The sequence below is a fragment of the Hafnia sp. CBA7124 genome (assembly GCF_002355555.1).
Lineage (GTDB): Bacteria > Pseudomonadota > Gammaproteobacteria > Enterobacterales > Enterobacteriaceae > Hafnia > Hafnia alvei.
In genome coordinates this window covers 2,311,637-2,326,250 of the sequence record NZ_AP017469.1, presented here as the reverse complement: position 1 = coordinate 2,326,250, position 14,614 = coordinate 2,311,637, and the positions used below count along the sequence as shown (strand labels likewise).

At 48.3% G+C, this 14,614-nt stretch carries 17 protein-coding genes; 7 read left to right on the top strand and 10 right to left on the bottom strand.

The window, feature by feature from the left end:
* Positions 1-6 precede the first annotated feature (6 nt).
* Complete coding sequence (locus CPY98_RS10690) at positions 7-867, bottom strand: HlyD family secretion protein (protein WP_096387632.1); 861 nt, start codon at positions 865-867, stop codon at positions 7-9.
* Between the two features lie 6 nt (positions 868-873).
* Positions 874-1,110 carry a DUF1656 domain-containing protein gene (locus CPY98_RS10685; RefSeq protein ID WP_025801060.1) on the bottom strand — a complete coding sequence of 79 codons (237 nt, stop codon included), beginning with the start codon at positions 1,108-1,110 and terminating at the stop codon, positions 874-876.
* 175 nt (positions 1,111-1,285) lie between these two features.
* On the opposite strand from CPY98_RS10685, the gene slyA reads away from it, so the two are divergent.
* Positions 1,286-1,717, top strand: a complete 432-nt coding sequence (slyA, locus tag CPY98_RS10680; RefSeq protein WP_025801059.1) for a transcriptional regulator SlyA — start codon at positions 1,286-1,288, stop codon at positions 1,715-1,717.
* Positions 1,718-1,809: 92 nt separating this feature from the next.
* Here the strand turns inward: slyA and CPY98_RS10675 are convergent, their stop codons facing one another.
* Positions 1,810-2,280 carry a glycine zipper 2TM domain-containing protein gene (locus CPY98_RS10675; protein WP_025801058.1) on the bottom strand — a complete coding sequence of 157 codons (471 nt, stop codon included), beginning with the start codon at positions 2,278-2,280 and terminating at the stop codon, positions 1,810-1,812.
* Positions 2,281-2,652: 372 nt separating this feature from the next.
* Between CPY98_RS10675 and anmK the strand changes: the two genes are divergently transcribed.
* The 5 genes from anmK to pdxY all read left to right on the top strand — a co-directional run bounded on the left by anmK (position 2,653) and on the right by pdxY (position 7,433).
* Positions 2,653-3,768 carry an anhydro-N-acetylmuramic acid kinase gene (gene anmK / locus CPY98_RS10670; RefSeq protein ID WP_046449293.1) on the top strand — a complete coding sequence of 372 codons (1,116 nt, stop codon included), beginning with the start codon at positions 2,653-2,655 and terminating at the stop codon, positions 3,766-3,768.
* Between the two features lie 39 nt (positions 3,769-3,807).
* Positions 3,808-4,116 (top strand): MliC family protein, encoded by a 309-nt coding sequence (locus CPY98_RS10665; protein ID WP_043493266.1) that lies wholly within the window; start codon positions 3,808-3,810, stop codon positions 4,114-4,116.
* Positions 4,117-4,417: 301 nt separating this feature from the next.
* Positions 4,418-5,071 carry a pyridoxamine 5'-phosphate oxidase gene (pdxH, locus tag CPY98_RS10660; protein WP_040044902.1) on the top strand — a complete coding sequence of 218 codons (654 nt, stop codon included), beginning with the start codon at positions 4,418-4,420 and terminating at the stop codon, positions 5,069-5,071.
* A 129-nt stretch (positions 5,072-5,200) separates the two neighbouring features.
* Positions 5,201-6,475 (top strand): tyrosine--tRNA ligase, encoded by a 1,275-nt coding sequence (gene tyrS / locus CPY98_RS10655; protein ID WP_025801054.1) that lies wholly within the window; start codon positions 5,201-5,203, stop codon positions 6,473-6,475.
* Positions 6,476-6,572: 97 nt separating this feature from the next.
* Positions 6,573-7,433, top strand: coding sequence for a pyridoxal kinase PdxY (gene pdxY, locus CPY98_RS10650; RefSeq protein WP_025801053.1), 861 nt, complete (start codon positions 6,573-6,575; stop codon positions 7,431-7,433).
* Positions 7,434-7,516: 83 nt separating this feature from the next.
* Here pdxY and cynS read toward each other — a convergent pair whose 3' ends face one another.
* Both cynS and CPY98_RS10640 read right to left on the bottom strand, forming a co-directional pair.
* Positions 7,517-7,987, bottom strand: coding sequence for a cyanase (cynS, locus tag CPY98_RS10645; protein ID WP_025801052.1), 471 nt, complete (start codon positions 7,985-7,987; stop codon positions 7,517-7,519).
* Positions 7,988-8,012: 25 nt separating this feature from the next.
* A complete protein-coding gene (locus tag CPY98_RS10640) occupies positions 8,013-8,675 on the bottom strand; it encodes a carbonic anhydrase (RefSeq protein WP_096387630.1) in 663 nt (220 codons plus the stop codon).
* Positions 8,676-8,782: 107 nt separating this feature from the next.
* Between CPY98_RS10640 and cynR the strand changes: the two genes are divergently transcribed.
* Entirely contained in the window at positions 8,783-9,679 is an 897-nt protein-coding gene (cynR, locus tag CPY98_RS10635) for a transcriptional regulator CynR (protein ID WP_043493264.1), read from the top strand.
* 41 nt (positions 9,680-9,720) lie between these two features.
* On the opposite strand, the gene gstA is transcribed toward cynR, so the two are convergent.
* From gstA to rsxG, 5 genes are all read right to left on the bottom strand, one after another.
* Positions 9,721-10,326 (bottom strand): glutathione transferase GstA, encoded by a 606-nt coding sequence (gene gstA, locus CPY98_RS10630; protein WP_043493262.1) that lies wholly within the window; start codon positions 10,324-10,326, stop codon positions 9,721-9,723.
* Positions 10,327-10,510: 184 nt separating this feature from the next.
* Positions 10,511-12,022, bottom strand: coding sequence for a dipeptide/tripeptide permease DtpA (dtpA, locus tag CPY98_RS10625; RefSeq protein WP_096388749.1), 1,512 nt, complete (start codon positions 12,020-12,022; stop codon positions 10,511-10,513).
* Between the two features lie 613 nt (positions 12,023-12,635).
* Positions 12,636-13,277 (bottom strand): endonuclease III, encoded by a 642-nt coding sequence (gene nth, locus CPY98_RS10620; protein WP_025801047.1) that lies wholly within the window; start codon positions 13,275-13,277, stop codon positions 12,636-12,638.
* Entirely contained in the window at positions 13,274-13,972 is a 699-nt protein-coding gene (locus tag CPY98_RS10615) for an electron transport complex subunit E (protein ID WP_043493259.1), read from the bottom strand. The genes nth and CPY98_RS10615 overlap by 4 nt, the downstream gene beginning before the upstream one ends.
* Positions 13,972-14,613 (bottom strand): electron transport complex subunit RsxG, encoded by a 642-nt coding sequence (rsxG, locus tag CPY98_RS10610; protein WP_096387628.1) that lies wholly within the window; start codon positions 14,611-14,613, stop codon positions 13,972-13,974. Before rsxG ends, CPY98_RS10615 begins: the two co-directional genes overlap by 1 nt.
* Position 14,614 lies beyond the last annotated feature (1 nt).

The window sequence follows — 14,614 nt, the reverse complement described above, 5'->3', positions numbered from 1 at the left end:
GTCCTGTTAATGGCTGCGAACAGAAATTGTGCAGGTGGTTCCCGCAACCAGCAAAATATCCTTAGGAATATTTTCAAGCTTAATTCGGATCGGTACCCGTTGAGCTAGTCGTACCCAAGGGACGTTCGGTTTGACATTAAGTAGCATATTATCGCTGCTTTCGACGCTTTGGTCATAAATTGCACGACCAATACTTTCTACGCGTCCCTGTAATGGAATATTTCCGTTATACAGAGTTATATCCACGTTATTTCCGATGTTTATATGTTTGAGTTTAGTTTCTTCGAAATAACCCATCACATAAAACGAATTAATATCAATAAGAGCCACGAGCGGTGAGCCAATAGAGGCATAATTTCCTACGCGGGTTTGTAAATTAGTTATAAACCCGCTGACTGGAGCATAAATATTGGTGTGGTGTAAATTCCACTGAGCCTGTTCCAAATTAGATTGTGCGGATTTATAATTTGCTTTCATTGCTTGCGCATTCAGTTGGGCTTCGTCTAAGTCTTCTGCGGAGATAACGTTACGCGGCAGGTTGCCACGGCGAGTCGCTTCGTGGTTAGCTTTGGCCAAGTCTGACTCCGCTTTAGCCATCGCGGCATTGGCATTACTCAGCGCAATTTCGAATGGGGTTGGGTCTAAAGCAAATAACAGGTCGCCTTGTTTTACCTGTTGGTTATCACTGATATTTACTTTAATTATTTTTCCCGATACTTCTGGTGTAATATTGACGAGCTCGGCACGCACTTTTCCATCTCGCGTCCAAGGTGATTGCATATAATAATTCCAAGCCCACCAGCCAGCGGTGATTGCAATTGCACAAACTATAACCGTTGAGAAGTAGCGTAATGTGTTCTGTTTCATATTATTTTACCAACTGGTTAATAGCCAAAGACTGGTGCTTACACAAATGACGAAAATTGACAAATCCATCAGTGTCGGATGCCAAATATCGCCAGAGTAAATCACATCACGGAATAAGCGATGAATAAGCAGCCAGAAAACAATGCCGAGTAAAATAGCTTTAAAAATAGGCGGAAAATAGAGCGATGCGCCTAATATCAGATCCGGTAAAGGCGAGCCTTGTGATGATGAGAGGATGTCCATGTTTACCACTCCCGATCCCTTAAAAGATTTATAGGTAACATAGATGTTAATTGTCCATAAGCATAGATTATTTTTTGGAGGTAATAGATATACATTTGAAATTTTTACGATTGAGAACCAAACTAGGAGCTACTCTGGGTGAGTATCTTAGCACGCTAATTATAAGGAGAATAAATTGGAATCGACACTAGGCTCAGATTTAGCACGATTAGTTCGTGTATGGAGAGCGTTAATCGACCAGCGTTTGAAGCCGCTTGAATTGACACAAACGCATTGGGTCACTCTATACAATATTAATCGTTTGCCGCCGGAGCAGTCTCAGATCCAACTGGCTAAAGCTATCGGCATAGAGCAACCTTCATTAGTTCGTACGTTGGACCAGCTTGAAGAGAAGGGCTTAATTACGCGCCATACCTGTGCAAACGATCGCCGCGCTAAACGCATCAAGTTAACGGAAGAAGCTGCACCAATTATCAAGGAAGTTAATGACGTTATCACGATGACACGTGGTGAGATCTTATCTGGAATTTCACCAGAAGAAGTGACACTGCTGACTAGCTTAGTTGAACGTCTGGAACAAAATATAATTCACTTACAAAACAAATAATTATAATTATTTTTAATTACTAACAGCAAACCAAAAAAAACCGGAGGCATTGCCTCCGGTTTCGTGATCTCGTTTAGCTAAACCATTTAGGCTTAGTTAGTCGCTGAGACGCTGACGCTGCTGCCGCTAGACAGCAGCATGACACGCTGACCAACCGCGAAAGGTTTGCTGCCGTTTTTCTGCACCACGGCAATCGTTTTGCCATCGTCTTTACGAACCACTAACTGCACACCATCGGTGCGGTTAACGGCGCCTTCGATGCTGTTACCGGCTAAGCCACCCGCAACTGCGCCAGCCGCTGTTGCCAAGCTCCGACCTGTACCGCCGCCTACGGTGTTACCTAAGAAACCACCTAAGACCGCGCCGCCGATAGAGCCAATCACGTTGCTATCGTTGCCAGCCTGAATACGAACCGGCTGAATTGACACGATGCTACCGTAAGTAACCTGCTGAACTTCTTTAGCCTGACCCGCAGTATAAACGTCACCAGATAATGTGCTGGTGTTAGCACAACCAGCCAATGAAGCGCCGGCAAGAGCGATAACAATAAGACGCTTAATCATAACAATATTCCTTCCATTCTAGCCTTCTACGCGCTGGCTTGTTTGTTGCCCGTCGTTACGGCTGTGTGTTTACTCTAAAAGGTTGGCTATAAACAAACTATTGCCTATACCAATGCCTGTATCGCTGTAGCATACAGATGATTGACTCAACCAACAATAAACGACCGTTTAAGTTTTGTCGGTTTAAATAATCACCAACTCTTTTACTATTTTACTGCATTTTCTCAGCCTACGAATCGTTCGCGAGGAAAATATTACGTCAAGAAAGGTCAGGAATGTTTATGATATTGACACGGAAATTAGATAAATCCGGTTCCGTTTAGTGTCACAAGAGGCTAATTTCAACTAACGAAAATAAATAAGGACGATGAAATGAGATCGGGACGGTACATTGGCGTGATGTCAGGAACCAGCCTTGACGGGATCGACGTTGTTATTGCCGCTATTGATGAGCGGATGGTTGCACAGCAAAGCAGATATTCACATCCCATTCCTATAGCCGTAAAAGAATCTATTTTAGGCATGTGCCAAGGGCAGGCGGTGACGCTGGCGCAGGTCGGTGAGTTAGACCGGCAAATGGGAAGTCTTTATGCCGAGGCGATTAACCATTTATTAAAGCAAGCCTCGCTAACACCGCAGGACATTACGGCCATTGGCTGTCACGGGCAAACCGTTTGGCACCAGCCCGAGGGCGAGAATCCGTTTACCATGCAGTTAGGGGATAATAACCGTGTTGCCGCACTCACTGCGATTACCACCGTGGGTGATTTTCGCCGGCGCGATATGGCCTACGGCGGGCAGGGCGCACCGTTAGTGCCTGCTTTCCACCATGCACTACTCACGCATCCGGTTGAGCGGCGCATGGTGCTTAATATCGGTGGCATTGCCAATCTCTCCCTGCTTTTACCGGGTTTACCGGTCAGAGGATTCGATACCGGCCCCGGCAACATGCTGCTGGATGCTTGGATTTGGCGTAATCACGGCAAGGCCTATGACGAAGATGCCGCGTGGGCAAAACAGGGTTCGGTGAATCAGCCTTTATTGCAACATCTTTTGGCGGCGCCTTATTTTGCTCGTCCTGCACCGAAAAGCACGGGACGAGAACTGTTTAATTTGGGATGGTTGGAACAACAACTGTCTCAATTCCCGCCGATTGCTGCCGTAGACGTTCAGGCAACGCTGGTGGAACTCACCGCAATCAGTATTTGCGATCAGGTTCAATTAGCGGGGGGATGTGAACGCTTATTGGTGTGCGGCGGCGGGGCGAGAAACCCGCTCATTATGAGTCGTATGGCGGCGTTGCTGGCGGGAACTGAAGTTTGTAGTACTGACGCCTATGGCGTGAGCGGCGATGATATGGAAGCGTTGGCCTTTGCATGGCTGGCTTACCGCACGTTATCCGGTTTGCCCGGTAACTTGCCTTCCGTCACCGGCGCTTCACAGGAAACCGTCCTTGGCGCTATCTATCCGGCCAATCACGCCATTTGATTTTGTTATCTAATTTGAAAGTACAGTGGGAGAACGTTCATGTTGAAATATATCTGTACCGCAGGTGCGATTTTATTGCTGGCAGGTTGCCAGACCGCGCATAAAGAGGCTACACCTGAGGCGTTGAGCTACCAGTGTGGCACCACATCGTTGACCGTAACCGTGGATAACCAAAAGGATCAGGTCAGTTTCATCATGGATGGCAACCAATTGACGTTGCCTCAGGTCGTTTCTGCTTCCGGTGCGCGCTACAGCGATGGCAAGTACACTTTCTGGTCTAAAGGCAATACCGCGTTTATCGAACGCAACGATCAAATCATTATTAACGACTGTGTGCTGAAATCTTAATCCTTTCTGGGGCTGCTTCAGCGGCCCCAACCGTCTTATCCCTTGCGTATGATGACTGTCCCTATAACATGCGGTGTACTGTCACTGCCTATCTGCAAATTTCCTGGTGTTATAAAAAACCACTTTTAATTCAGTTTAATAGATAACTTTTGCCGTCTTCAGATGGAGAGGTGGTTTACGCGTAGGCCTCCTTTCTCCCTCAATAATGGCTAATGTAGCGACAACGATAGCCGTGAGTGAATTGAGATTATCCCGCCACGGGAGCAGAATAGCGTTCTGGACTTGTGACGGACTGCTGAATATGAGTGAAAACAACGAGTTTGATGTTGCCGATCTGCGTCGTGAATACGTGCGTGGTGGACTGCGCCGAAGCGATCTGACGGACGATCCGCTGGAGATGTTTGAGCGCTGGTTGAAACAGGCCTGTGAGGCACGTTTAGCCGATCCCACGGCCATGTGCGTGGCGACGGTAGACAAAAATGGCCAACCGTATCAGCGTATTGTGTTACTCAAGCATTTTGACCAGCAAGGAATGGTGTTTTACACCAATCTGGGCAGCCGCAAGGCGCAACAGCTGGAAGAGAATCCGCATATTAGCCTGCATTTCCCGTGGCATATGCTCGATCGCCAAGTCAGCGTATTAGGTACGGCAGAAAAACTTTCTACCTTAGAAGTGATGAAATATTTCCATAGTCGGCCGAAAGACAGCCAAATCGCCGCGTGGGTATCTCATCAGTCATCGCGCATTTCAACGCGCGGCATCTTGGAAGGCAAGTTCCTCGAGCTGAAACAGAAATTCCTACAAGGCGAAATTCCACTGCCAAGCTTCTGGGGCGGATATCGTGTAAAAATTAACTCGATGGAGTTCTGGCAAGGGCGAGAAAACCGCTTACACGACCGTTTTATTTATCAGCGCCAAGGCGATGCGTGGGAAATTGACCGGTTGGCGCCTTAATCAGCGAAAAACACCAGTTAAATCTAGCGCGATGGGCGTGACCCCTTTATTCTATAGGGCTTATCACCCGCACGAACTATCACTCGTATGGAACGCGCGGTAGTAAATTAAAATCTAATGGAGTCTTTAATGGCGAGCAGCAACCTGATTAAACAACTGCAAGAGCGGGGCCTCATTGCCCAGGTAACGGATGAAGAAGCGTTGGCAGAGCGACTGGCGCAAGGGCCACTAGCACTGTATTGCGGTTTCGATCCGACCGCTGACAGCTTGCACTTGGGCCATCTGGTTCCGTTGCTGTGCTTGAAACGCTTCCAGCTAGAAGGCCACAAACCTGTTGCCTTGGTGGGCGGCGCGACTGGGCTTATCGGTGACCCAAGCTTTAAAGCCACCGAGCGTAAACTGAATACGCAGGATACCGTGCACGAGTGGGTGGATAAAATCCGCCATCAGGTTGCACCGTTCCTCGATTTCGACTGTGGCGAAAACAGCGCTATTGCAGCCAACAACTACGATTGGTTCGGCAATATGAACGTGCTGACCTTCCTGCGTGATATCGGTAAACACTTCTCTGTTAATCAGATGATCAACAAAGAAGCGGTAAAACAGCGCCTGAACCGTGATGATGTGGGTATCTCGTTCACCGAGTTCTCCTACAACCTGCTGCAAGGTTATGACTTTGCTAGCCTGAATGAGCTGCACGGCGTTGAGCTGCAAATCGGTGGTTCTGACCAGTGGGGCAACATCACTTCAGGTATCGATTTAACCCGTCGTCTGCACCAGAAACAGGTTTGGGGCTTAACCGTTCCGTTGATCACCAAAGCCGATGGCACCAAATTCGGTAAAACCGAAGGTGGCGCAGTATGGCTGGATCCGAAGAAAACTAGTCCGTACAAATTCTATCAATTCTGGATCAACACCGCCGATGCGGACGTGTATCGCTTCCTGAAGTTCTTCACCTTTATGGATCTGAAGGATATCGACGCGCTGGAAGAAGAAGACAAAAACAGTGGCAAAGCGCCGCGTGCACAATACGTGCTGGCTGAGCTAGTGACCCGCATGGTTCACGGCGAAGAAGGATTAGCCGCTGCAAAACGTATTACCCAGAGCCTGTTCTCTGGTGCATTGAGCGAAATGACCGAAGCTGACTTTGCTCAGTTAGCTCAGGACGGTATGCCAATGGTTGAACTAGCGCGTGATGCAGACTTGCAACAGGCGCTGGTGGATTCCGAGCTACAGCCGTCTCGTGGTCAAGCGCGTAAAACTATCGCGTCAAATGCAATTACCATCAATGGTGAAAAACAGTCTGATCCGGAATATACCTTCAGCGATGCTGACCGTCTGTTCGGACGCTTTACTTTATTGCGTCGCGGTAAAAAGAATTACTGCCTGATTTGCTGGAAATAAGCCACGGATGCAATAAAAGGGGGACTCAGGTCCCCCTTATTTTCCCCTTAATATGAATAACCCGCTGTCGAGAGCGACAGTGAAGTAGGTCGCATCCATGAAAAATATCCTATCTATTCAATCTCATGTGGTTTTTGGTCATGCAGGAAACAGCGCCGCTGAGTTTCCAATGCGTCGTATGGGCGTAAACGTCTGGCCACTGAACACCGTTCAGTTTTCAAATCATACCCAGTACGGTCACTGGACTGGCTGTGTGATGCCAGCCAATCATTTGACAGAAATTGTGCAGGGAATTGCAGACATCGATCAGCTTAAAAACTGCGATGCCGTATTGAGTGGGTATATTGGTTCGCCAGAACAGGGCGGGCATATTTTGGATATTGTACGCAAAGTCAAAGCTGCCAATCCAAATGCTTGGTATTTCTGCGACCCAGTGATGGGGCACCCAGAAAAAGGATGTATCGTTGCACCAGGCGTAGCGGAATTCTTTGCGCGTGATGCCGTTGCCAGCAGTGACATCATGGCCCCTAATCTGTTGGAGCTGGAACAGTTGACGGGACATACCATTAACAGCGTAGAAGAAGCGCTGGTTTCTGCTCGCAGCGTTATTGCTCGCGGACCGAAAGTGGTTCTGGTCAAACATTTGTCCTACGCCGGTTATCATAAAGATCGCTTTGAAATGATCTTAGTTACCGCCGACGAAGCGTGGCACATCAGCCGTCCGCTGGTCGATTTTGGCGCTCGCCAGCCGGTTGGCGTGGGTGATTTAACCAGTGGTTTGTTGCTGGTGAACATGCTGAAGGGTGAACCATTGAAGAAAGCCTTAGAACATGTGACCGCAGCAGTCTATGAAGTGATGCTGACCACCAAAGAAATGGGGGAATATGAGTTGCAGGTTGTTGCAGCTCAGGATCTGATCGCTCAGCCGGTGCATCAGTTCGCGGCCGTTGCGCTGTAAAAGCGGCTGTATAGTACGTACGTTATCAATAAATCCCCCAGTGGTTAAACACGACCGCTGGGGGATTTTTTATTTGCCTAAAATTAGAATGGTTTGGTTGGCAAATATTTCCCGTCAAAAGTAATCACTGCGCGTGAACCTCCGTCAGGATCTTCCACTTTCTTAATATCCAGCTTGAAGTTGATGGCGCTGATGATGCCATCGCCGAATTGTTCGTGCACCAACGCTTTCAACGTAGTGCCATAAACCTGCAGCATTTCGTAGAAACGATAAATGGTTGGGTCGGTTGGGATGCCCTGAGGAATAGAACCGCGCAATGGTATCGCCTGCAATAACAAAGCGGCATCTTCTGGCAGCTCGAGTTGTTTTACGATTTTTTGCGCGGCATGTTCCGGCAATGGATGTTGGCCTAATAACGCTGCGGTAACGAAGGCGATACTCATATTCGTGCCGTCGGCCAGATCCTGCCAAGACAGATTTTTCGCCATTTTGGCCATAATAATGTTTTCTGTCAGGGTGATACGTGCGTTTTGAGTGGTCAGTGTTTGAGTCATAATGTTCTCCAAAATAGTCAATGAATTAGGCTGCATTGGCTGCGCGGTGTGATGCTAAAGCGCATGCGTAAGGATTTTCACTCAGCGAAACGAATTGTTTGCTTTTCCCTTCAAGGGTCAGCATTTCTCCGCTCTCAATGTCGTAGACCCAGCCGTGCAGGTTGAGTCGTTCTTGCTCGATGGCGACCGCCACCGAAGGATGCGTTTTTAGGTTGGAAAGTTGTGCTACGACGTTAGCCTGCACCATGCCATTCAAGCTATCGGCTTCGGACGCATAGAAACGGGTCGCATTGACCAGTTTGGCAGCATCGGCATGTTTCAGCCATTGAGCCACCATCGGCATATGGTCTAGGCTGACACCTTGGTTAATCGCCGTCATGGCTCCGCAGTCGGAATGCCCGCAGATTACGATATCGGTTACGCCTAAAGCGGCTACCGCGTATTCAACGCTGGCGGAAACACCGCCGACTTCAGGGCCGTAAGAGGGAACCAGATTACCCGCATTGCGAATAACGAAAAGATTGCCTGGTTCCTGCTGAGTCAGAAATTCCGGCACAACACGGCTGTCGGAACAAGTTATAAAAAGGACGCTAGGGCTCTGGTTATTCGCCAGATCTTTGAACAGCTTGGTACGCTGCGGAAAGCATTCCTGCTGAAATTTTAAAAAGCCTTTGATGATGTTCTGCATCATATTTTCCTGCGTGCTAAAACGTGCAGCAAGAATGCGGTTATTTCTCTATAATGTCTAAGTGCCATTTTTTATACTTTGTATAATTTTTTTGAATAGTAGGTGTTATGTTTCTCCGCAATCTCCGTGCTCTTCTTTCTGTTGTCAAACATCGAAACTTCACCCGCGCTTCAGAAGAGGTCTGCCTTTCTCAACCCGCGCTCTCCCAAAAAATTAAGCAGTTAGAGGAGCAGTTGGGCGTCGCTTTGCTCGATCGTTCACACCGGATAGTGCGTCCAACCGACGTGGGAGAGGTCTACCTTGAACATGCGCGTCGTGCGCTGAATGAGCTAGAAATGGGGTATCGAGCGATCCATGATGTGCAGGATTTAAGCCGAGGAAGTTTACGGGTTGGCTTTACGCCCACGTTTAGCGCCTATTTGATCGGCCCATTGTTTAAACGTTTTTATCAGCTATATCCCAACATTCAGCTGCATCTGCGTGAGCTCTCGCAGGAGCAGTTAGAAAAAGACTTGCAGGAAAATGAGTTGGATCTCGGCTTGGCGTTTGTTTCTCACAACGCTGAACATATCGATTATCTCCCTCTGTTTTCTGAAGTACTGGCCGTCGCCGTGGGGGAAAATAGCCCGCTATACAGCAAAGAAAAAATGACGCTGGATGAGATCTCAGCCGTGCCGATGGCGCTATTAAGTCAGGATTTCGCTACGCGTGCCTATATCGACAGCTACTTTGACCAGCATCAGCTAAAACCTCATTTGGCCATCGAGGCCAATTCCATTAGCACGATCCTCGATTTGGTTAAAAGCAGCGAATTAGTCTCTGTGCTTCCTCAGGCCATTATTGAAAAACAACGTGAAATGCACGCCATCAGTTTGGTGCCCTCGTTACCCGAACGCACGGCAGCCTTGTTGTTGCATAAAACGCACTATATTAGCGCGGCAAGCCATGCCTTTAAGTCACTTATGATCGACGAATTTATGCAGGATGGTATTGATTCGAAATGAAAAAGACCCTCGAGGGGCCTTTTAGATAAAGCAGAAACAGATTACTTAAGGCCTTCAGCCGTCAGCGCAGCATCAACGGCAGGGCGAGCAGCTACGCGTGCCATATAGCTGACAATGTTTGGATAGGCTGGCAGATCGAAATGCAAGGCTTTAGCCCAGCCTAACACGGTGAACAGATAGGCATCGGCGACGCTAAAACGTGCGCCCAGCAGATAGCTTTGGTTGCTCAGTACACCATTAAGGTAGGCGAACTGCTGTTCCAGTTTCTGACGTGCGATGGCTTTATATTCTTCAGGCGTTTTCGGGTTAAACAGTGGGCTAAAGCCTTTGTGTAACTCGGTGGCAATATAGTTCAGCCACTCAATTGCATGATAGCGAGCCAGTGAGCCAGCCGGTGCGATCAAGTTACGGTCTGGCACCTTGTCAGCCAGATATTGCACAATGGCGACGCCTTCGGTTAACAGGCTTCCGTCATCTAACTGCAGGGCAGGTACTTGACCTTTCGGGTTAATCTTCAGGAAGTCTTCACCGTGCTCGGTCTTTTTAGTAGCAAGATCGACGCGCTCAATCGTAAAGTCTAACCCAGCCTCACGCAGAACAATGTGCGGAGAAAGAGAACAAGCCCCGGCTTTGTAAAACAGTTTCATCAAATACTCCTTAGACGATCCTGAGACATTGATATCCCCGTGTGGGGTATCGATATACCTAGCGAGGAACCATATTACGGCGACAATGAATAATTGTCAGTGACTGGTTTATGTATTTTTGTTGGTGCTCGCAGATAAAAAAAACGCCCATGAGGGCGTTTTTCATAATGATAGCCTGAAGAGATTAAGCAGTCGCAGCTTCGCGAGCGACTTCTTCATCGCTGCTCTGAGTCATACGATTCAGTTTAGGCGCGGTCAGCATCATCAGCACGGCGATAACAGCCGTTACGATACCAATCTGCATAAACACGTGGCTATAGATAGCCAGTGATGCGTGAGCATCTGGTACGTCAGAAGGTACAGCGGTCAGCGCAGCAACTTTACCTGCAATCAGCGCAGCAGCAGCGGTAGTCAGGAACCAAGAGCCCATGATGAAGCCCATCAGACGCTGTGGAACCAACTGTGCAACCATTGCCAGACCCAGACCAGAAATCATCAGCTCGCCGATACTTTGCAGCGCATAGCTCAGGATCAGCCAGTTTACAGACATGATGCCTTGTTCGTTGGCGAAGGTTGCGCCCCATGGCAGCACTAAGAATGCGCCGGAACACAGAACCATACCGATAGCGAACTTGTGCGGCATTGGCAGACGGTCACCCATCTTGTTATACACCGCCGCCAGAATTGGGCTAGCTACCATGATCCAGAATGGGTTCAGTGCCTGATACTGCTCTGGCTCAAACGCGATACCCAGAATAGAGTGCTCAACGTTGTGAATTGCGAAGAAGTTCAGAGACGTTGGCATCTGGCTATACAGAACGAAGAAGACAACGGCTTCCAGCATCAGCAGGAAAGCAACGATCATTTTACGACGAGCAGCACCGTGCAGGGCGAAAGTCTCTTTAGCGAATACCAGAACGATACCCAGAGAAATCACTGCCAGCGCCCAGCGAGCAACGATTTGGTTATGCAGCAGCCAGTAAGAAACACCGATCAGCACGACGATGCCCACTAAGGTCATCAGCAGTTTGTGTAACTTCAGAGACTCAAAGTCAGGTTTAGAACCTTGGTTCTTAACCCAGCGACGGCACATCATGAAGTTAACCAGCGTGATCAGCATACCCACAACGCTCAGTGAGAATGCGACGTTCCAGCCATACTTTGCAGCCAACCAAGGGGTTGCCAGCATAGAGAAGAAGGAACCGATGTTGATGGACATATAGTACATAGTAAATGCACCGTCCAAACGCGGATCGTTTTTCTCATAGCAAGTTGACAGCAGAGAAGATGGGTTGGCTTTGAACAAGCCGTTACCTACGGCGATAGTTGCCATACCTGCGTAGACCCACGTGATGTCGTGGCCTGAGAAGGCAACTAAGGCATAACCTATGGCGAGGACTAATGCACCCAGCACGATAACGCGTTTGGCGCCGAGAACTTTATCGCCTAACCAGCCACCGATAGCAACGAAGCCGTAGACCAGTGCGCTGAAGGAAGAGAACAGGGTGATCGAGTCGGCCTCGGTCATTCCAAGCATTTTGACCAGGTAAACGGCCATGATGCCCTGAAGGCCGTAGTAACCAAAACGTTCCCATAGTTCGATGGAGAAAATCAGGTAGAAAGCTCTAGGCTGTTTAAAGGCGTTTAGGCTAACGCTCTCATCGGCCTTATTACTGTTGTTGTTTGCGGTTGACACAAATACCTCGAATTTTTTCATACCCCATCAGTGACAGGGAAACAAAGAGTGATGCGGGGAAGCATCCTTTTGCATTGTTATAAGTGGGAAGATCGAGGGTTAATGTTCACTATATGATGCAGTCTGACAATACCTATGAAATATTCTGTTACATAAACTCTATGCAGAACATCCGCGAGTTGTTACAAATGTTATGCAGAGTGAAGCATTGTGTTTTTGCTCTTTCCCAAATTAATGTTTTGATTAAATCATAATCAGAGCGCTTTGCGTTATATATTCTTCTATTGTAAAGATATCCAGTGTGATCGACTGCTTTCTATAAAAATGTCATTGTAATAATAATGCATAACTGTTTATGTGCATAATTATCCAAAAAATTCACATTTTGTATGAAAATAGTTATTTTTCGTGACCTAATAAATGTGATCTATTTCAAAAAAATGACAACAAAAACCCTTGATCTCAATGTTGGGATGGCTTTTCACACATATTGTGAAAAAAGCGAACATGCTCACAGTCGAAGGAGGATATTGCGGGGGGCATTTGAGGTCTATCGGGGAGACGGCATTCAATAATGCGCAAGAAAATGCCTGCGCATTATGTTTCGGTTTGATTAGGATTCGGGATAAACTTTTTCTTTAAACTCACACAGATCTTCGATGATGCATGAGCCACAGCGCGGCTTGCGCGCAATACAGGTGTAGCGGCCGTGCAAAATTAACCAGTGATGACAATCAAGCTTAAACTCTTTCGGGACGACTTTTAACAGCTTGGCTTCGACTTCATCAACGTTTTTTCCCGGAGCAAAACCGGTGCGGTTACACACGCGGAATATATGCGTATCTACGGCAATTGTTGGCCAACCAAAGGCGGTGTTGAGCACCACGTTGGCTGTTTTGCGGCCAACGCCGGGCAGAGCTTCAAGCGCAGCGCGGTTTTCTGGCACTTCACCATTATGCTCATCAAGCAGGATCCGGCAGGTCTTAACGATATTTTCTGCTTTGCTATTATATAAGCCGATGGTTTTGATGTACTGCTTGATGCCATCAACGCCCAGTTCGAGCAGCGCCGCAGGGGTATTTGCCACCGGATATAACAACGCCGTTGCTTTGTTTACGCTCACATCGGTAGCCTGCGCCGATAGCAGCACGGAAATCAGCAACTCGAAATTTGAGCTGTAGGCCAATTCAGTGGTGGGATGAGGATTATTCTCTTGTAGCCGCTTGAGGATCAGCGTGCGCTTTTCCTGATTCATAGTGCTCGTTCACTTCCATTATCGAGAGTCGGAGCAACCGTTTGACGCGCTGCCTGACGTGCTTTCATTTTCTGATCAATAACATACTTCAGCGCCAGCAAAAATCCTAGGCCCAAGAATGCGCCGGGTGGCAGCATAGCCAGTAGGAATGGCGTATCGGTGTGGAAGATTTCAATGCGTAATGATTTGGCCCAAGAGCCCAACAATAAATCGGCGCCGTCAAACAGCGTACCGTTGCCGCAGATTTCGCGTAGCGAACCCAAGACGAACAGCGCGCAGGTTGCGCCCAGCCCCATTGCTAAACCGTCAATGGCAGAAAGACCGACCGGATTTTTAGCCGCGTAAGCCTCCGCGCGGCCAATCACGATACAGTTGGTGACGATAAGCGGGATGAAAATCCCCAACGACTGATAGAGCCCAAAGGCATAGGCGTTGATCAGCATCTGCACGGTGCTCACCACCGAGGCGATGATCATCACATAAATTGGAATACGGATCTCGTGCGGAACCCAGCGGCGCAGGGCAGAAACGGCGCTATTGGTGAAAACCAGCACTAACGTGGTTGCCAGCCCCAGGCCCAGCGCGTTGGTGGCGGTAGAGGATACCGCCAACAAAGGACACAAGCCGAGCAACTGAACCAGCGCGGAGTTATTCTTCCACAGGCCATTTGCCAGCAGCGTTTTGGCTTCACTCATCAGTTACTTTCTCCTGCTGTTATCTGGCAGCGTGGCATGGATTCAATACGTTCGCGGTTCTCTTGTAAGAAAACCGCCGTATGGCGTACTTCATTGACGACCGCGCGTGGCGTAATGGTGGCACCGGTAAACTGATCAAACATGCCGCCGTCTTTTTTCACAAACCAGCGTGGGTCATTATCACCGTGAACGGTTTGATTACGGAAGCTGTTAATCCAGTCAGAAATTCGGGCATCAATTTTATCCCCAAGACCGGGCGTTTCATGATGCTCTAAAACGCGTACGCCCAACACCTTACCGGAAAAATCAGCGGCAACCAGCAGTTGAATCGCTCCGGAATAGCCATCGGGTGCCGTAGACTCAACCGCGGCAGCCACCGGTACGCCATCTTTGCGTGCTAGATATAAATGGTGCGGTGTAGCAGACCCTAGATGCTTATCCGTGACAACGTAACATTCATGCTGTAGTTCGTTGTTATACATCTCGGTTGGCAGAACCTGATCAAATAATTGTTTTTGCTGTAGTTCGGCCTGATGAGCAATGGTGTCTTTGGTTAATTCATTCACCACCGCCGTCAGACCTGTGGCTAATACGGCAAACAATGCCAGCGTGGTGCCATGGCGGCGCATAGTTGAAAGCATA

Coding starts and splice junctions, on each gene's coding strand:
- CPY98_RS10690 (WP_096387632.1), bottom strand. CDS start 867: ATGAAACAGAACACATTACGCTACTTCTCAACGGTTATAGTTTGTGCA.
- CPY98_RS10685 (WP_025801060.1), bottom strand. CDS start 1,110: ATGGACATCCTCTCATCATCACAAGGCTCGCCTTTACCGGATCTGATA.
- CPY98_RS10675 (WP_025801058.1), bottom strand. CDS start 2,280: ATGATTAAGCGTCTTATTGTTATCGCTCTTGCCGGCGCTTCATTGGCT.
- anmK (WP_046449293.1), top strand. CDS start 2,653: ATGAGATCGGGACGGTACATTGGCGTGATGTCAGGAACCAGCCTTGAC.
- CPY98_RS10665 (WP_043493266.1), top strand. CDS start 3,808: ATGTTGAAATATATCTGTACCGCAGGTGCGATTTTATTGCTGGCAGGT.
- pdxH (WP_040044902.1), top strand. CDS start 4,418: ATGAGTGAAAACAACGAGTTTGATGTTGCCGATCTGCGTCGTGAATAC.
- tyrS (WP_025801054.1), top strand. CDS start 5,201: ATGGCGAGCAGCAACCTGATTAAACAACTGCAAGAGCGGGGCCTCATT.
- pdxY (WP_025801053.1), top strand. CDS start 6,573: ATGAAAAATATCCTATCTATTCAATCTCATGTGGTTTTTGGTCATGCA.
- cynS (WP_025801052.1), bottom strand. CDS start 7,987: ATGACTCAAACACTGACCACTCAAAACGCACGTATCACCCTGACAGAA.
- CPY98_RS10640 (WP_096387630.1), bottom strand. CDS start 8,675: ATGCAGAACATCATCAAAGGCTTTTTAAAATTTCAGCAGGAATGCTTT.
- cynR (WP_043493264.1), top strand. CDS start 8,783: ATGTTTCTCCGCAATCTCCGTGCTCTTCTTTCTGTTGTCAAACATCGA.
- gstA (WP_043493262.1), bottom strand. CDS start 10,326: ATGAAACTGTTTTACAAAGCCGGGGCTTGTTCTCTTTCTCCGCACATT.
- nth (WP_025801047.1), bottom strand. CDS start 13,277: ATGAATCAGGAAAAGCGCACGCTGATCCTCAAGCGGCTACAAGAGAAT.
- CPY98_RS10615 (WP_043493259.1), bottom strand. CDS start 13,972: ATGAGTGAAGCCAAAACGCTGCTGGCAAATGGCCTGTGGAAGAATAAC.
- rsxG (WP_096387628.1), bottom strand. CDS start 14,613: ATGCTTTCAACTATGCGCCGCCATGGCACCACGCTGGCATTGTTTGCC.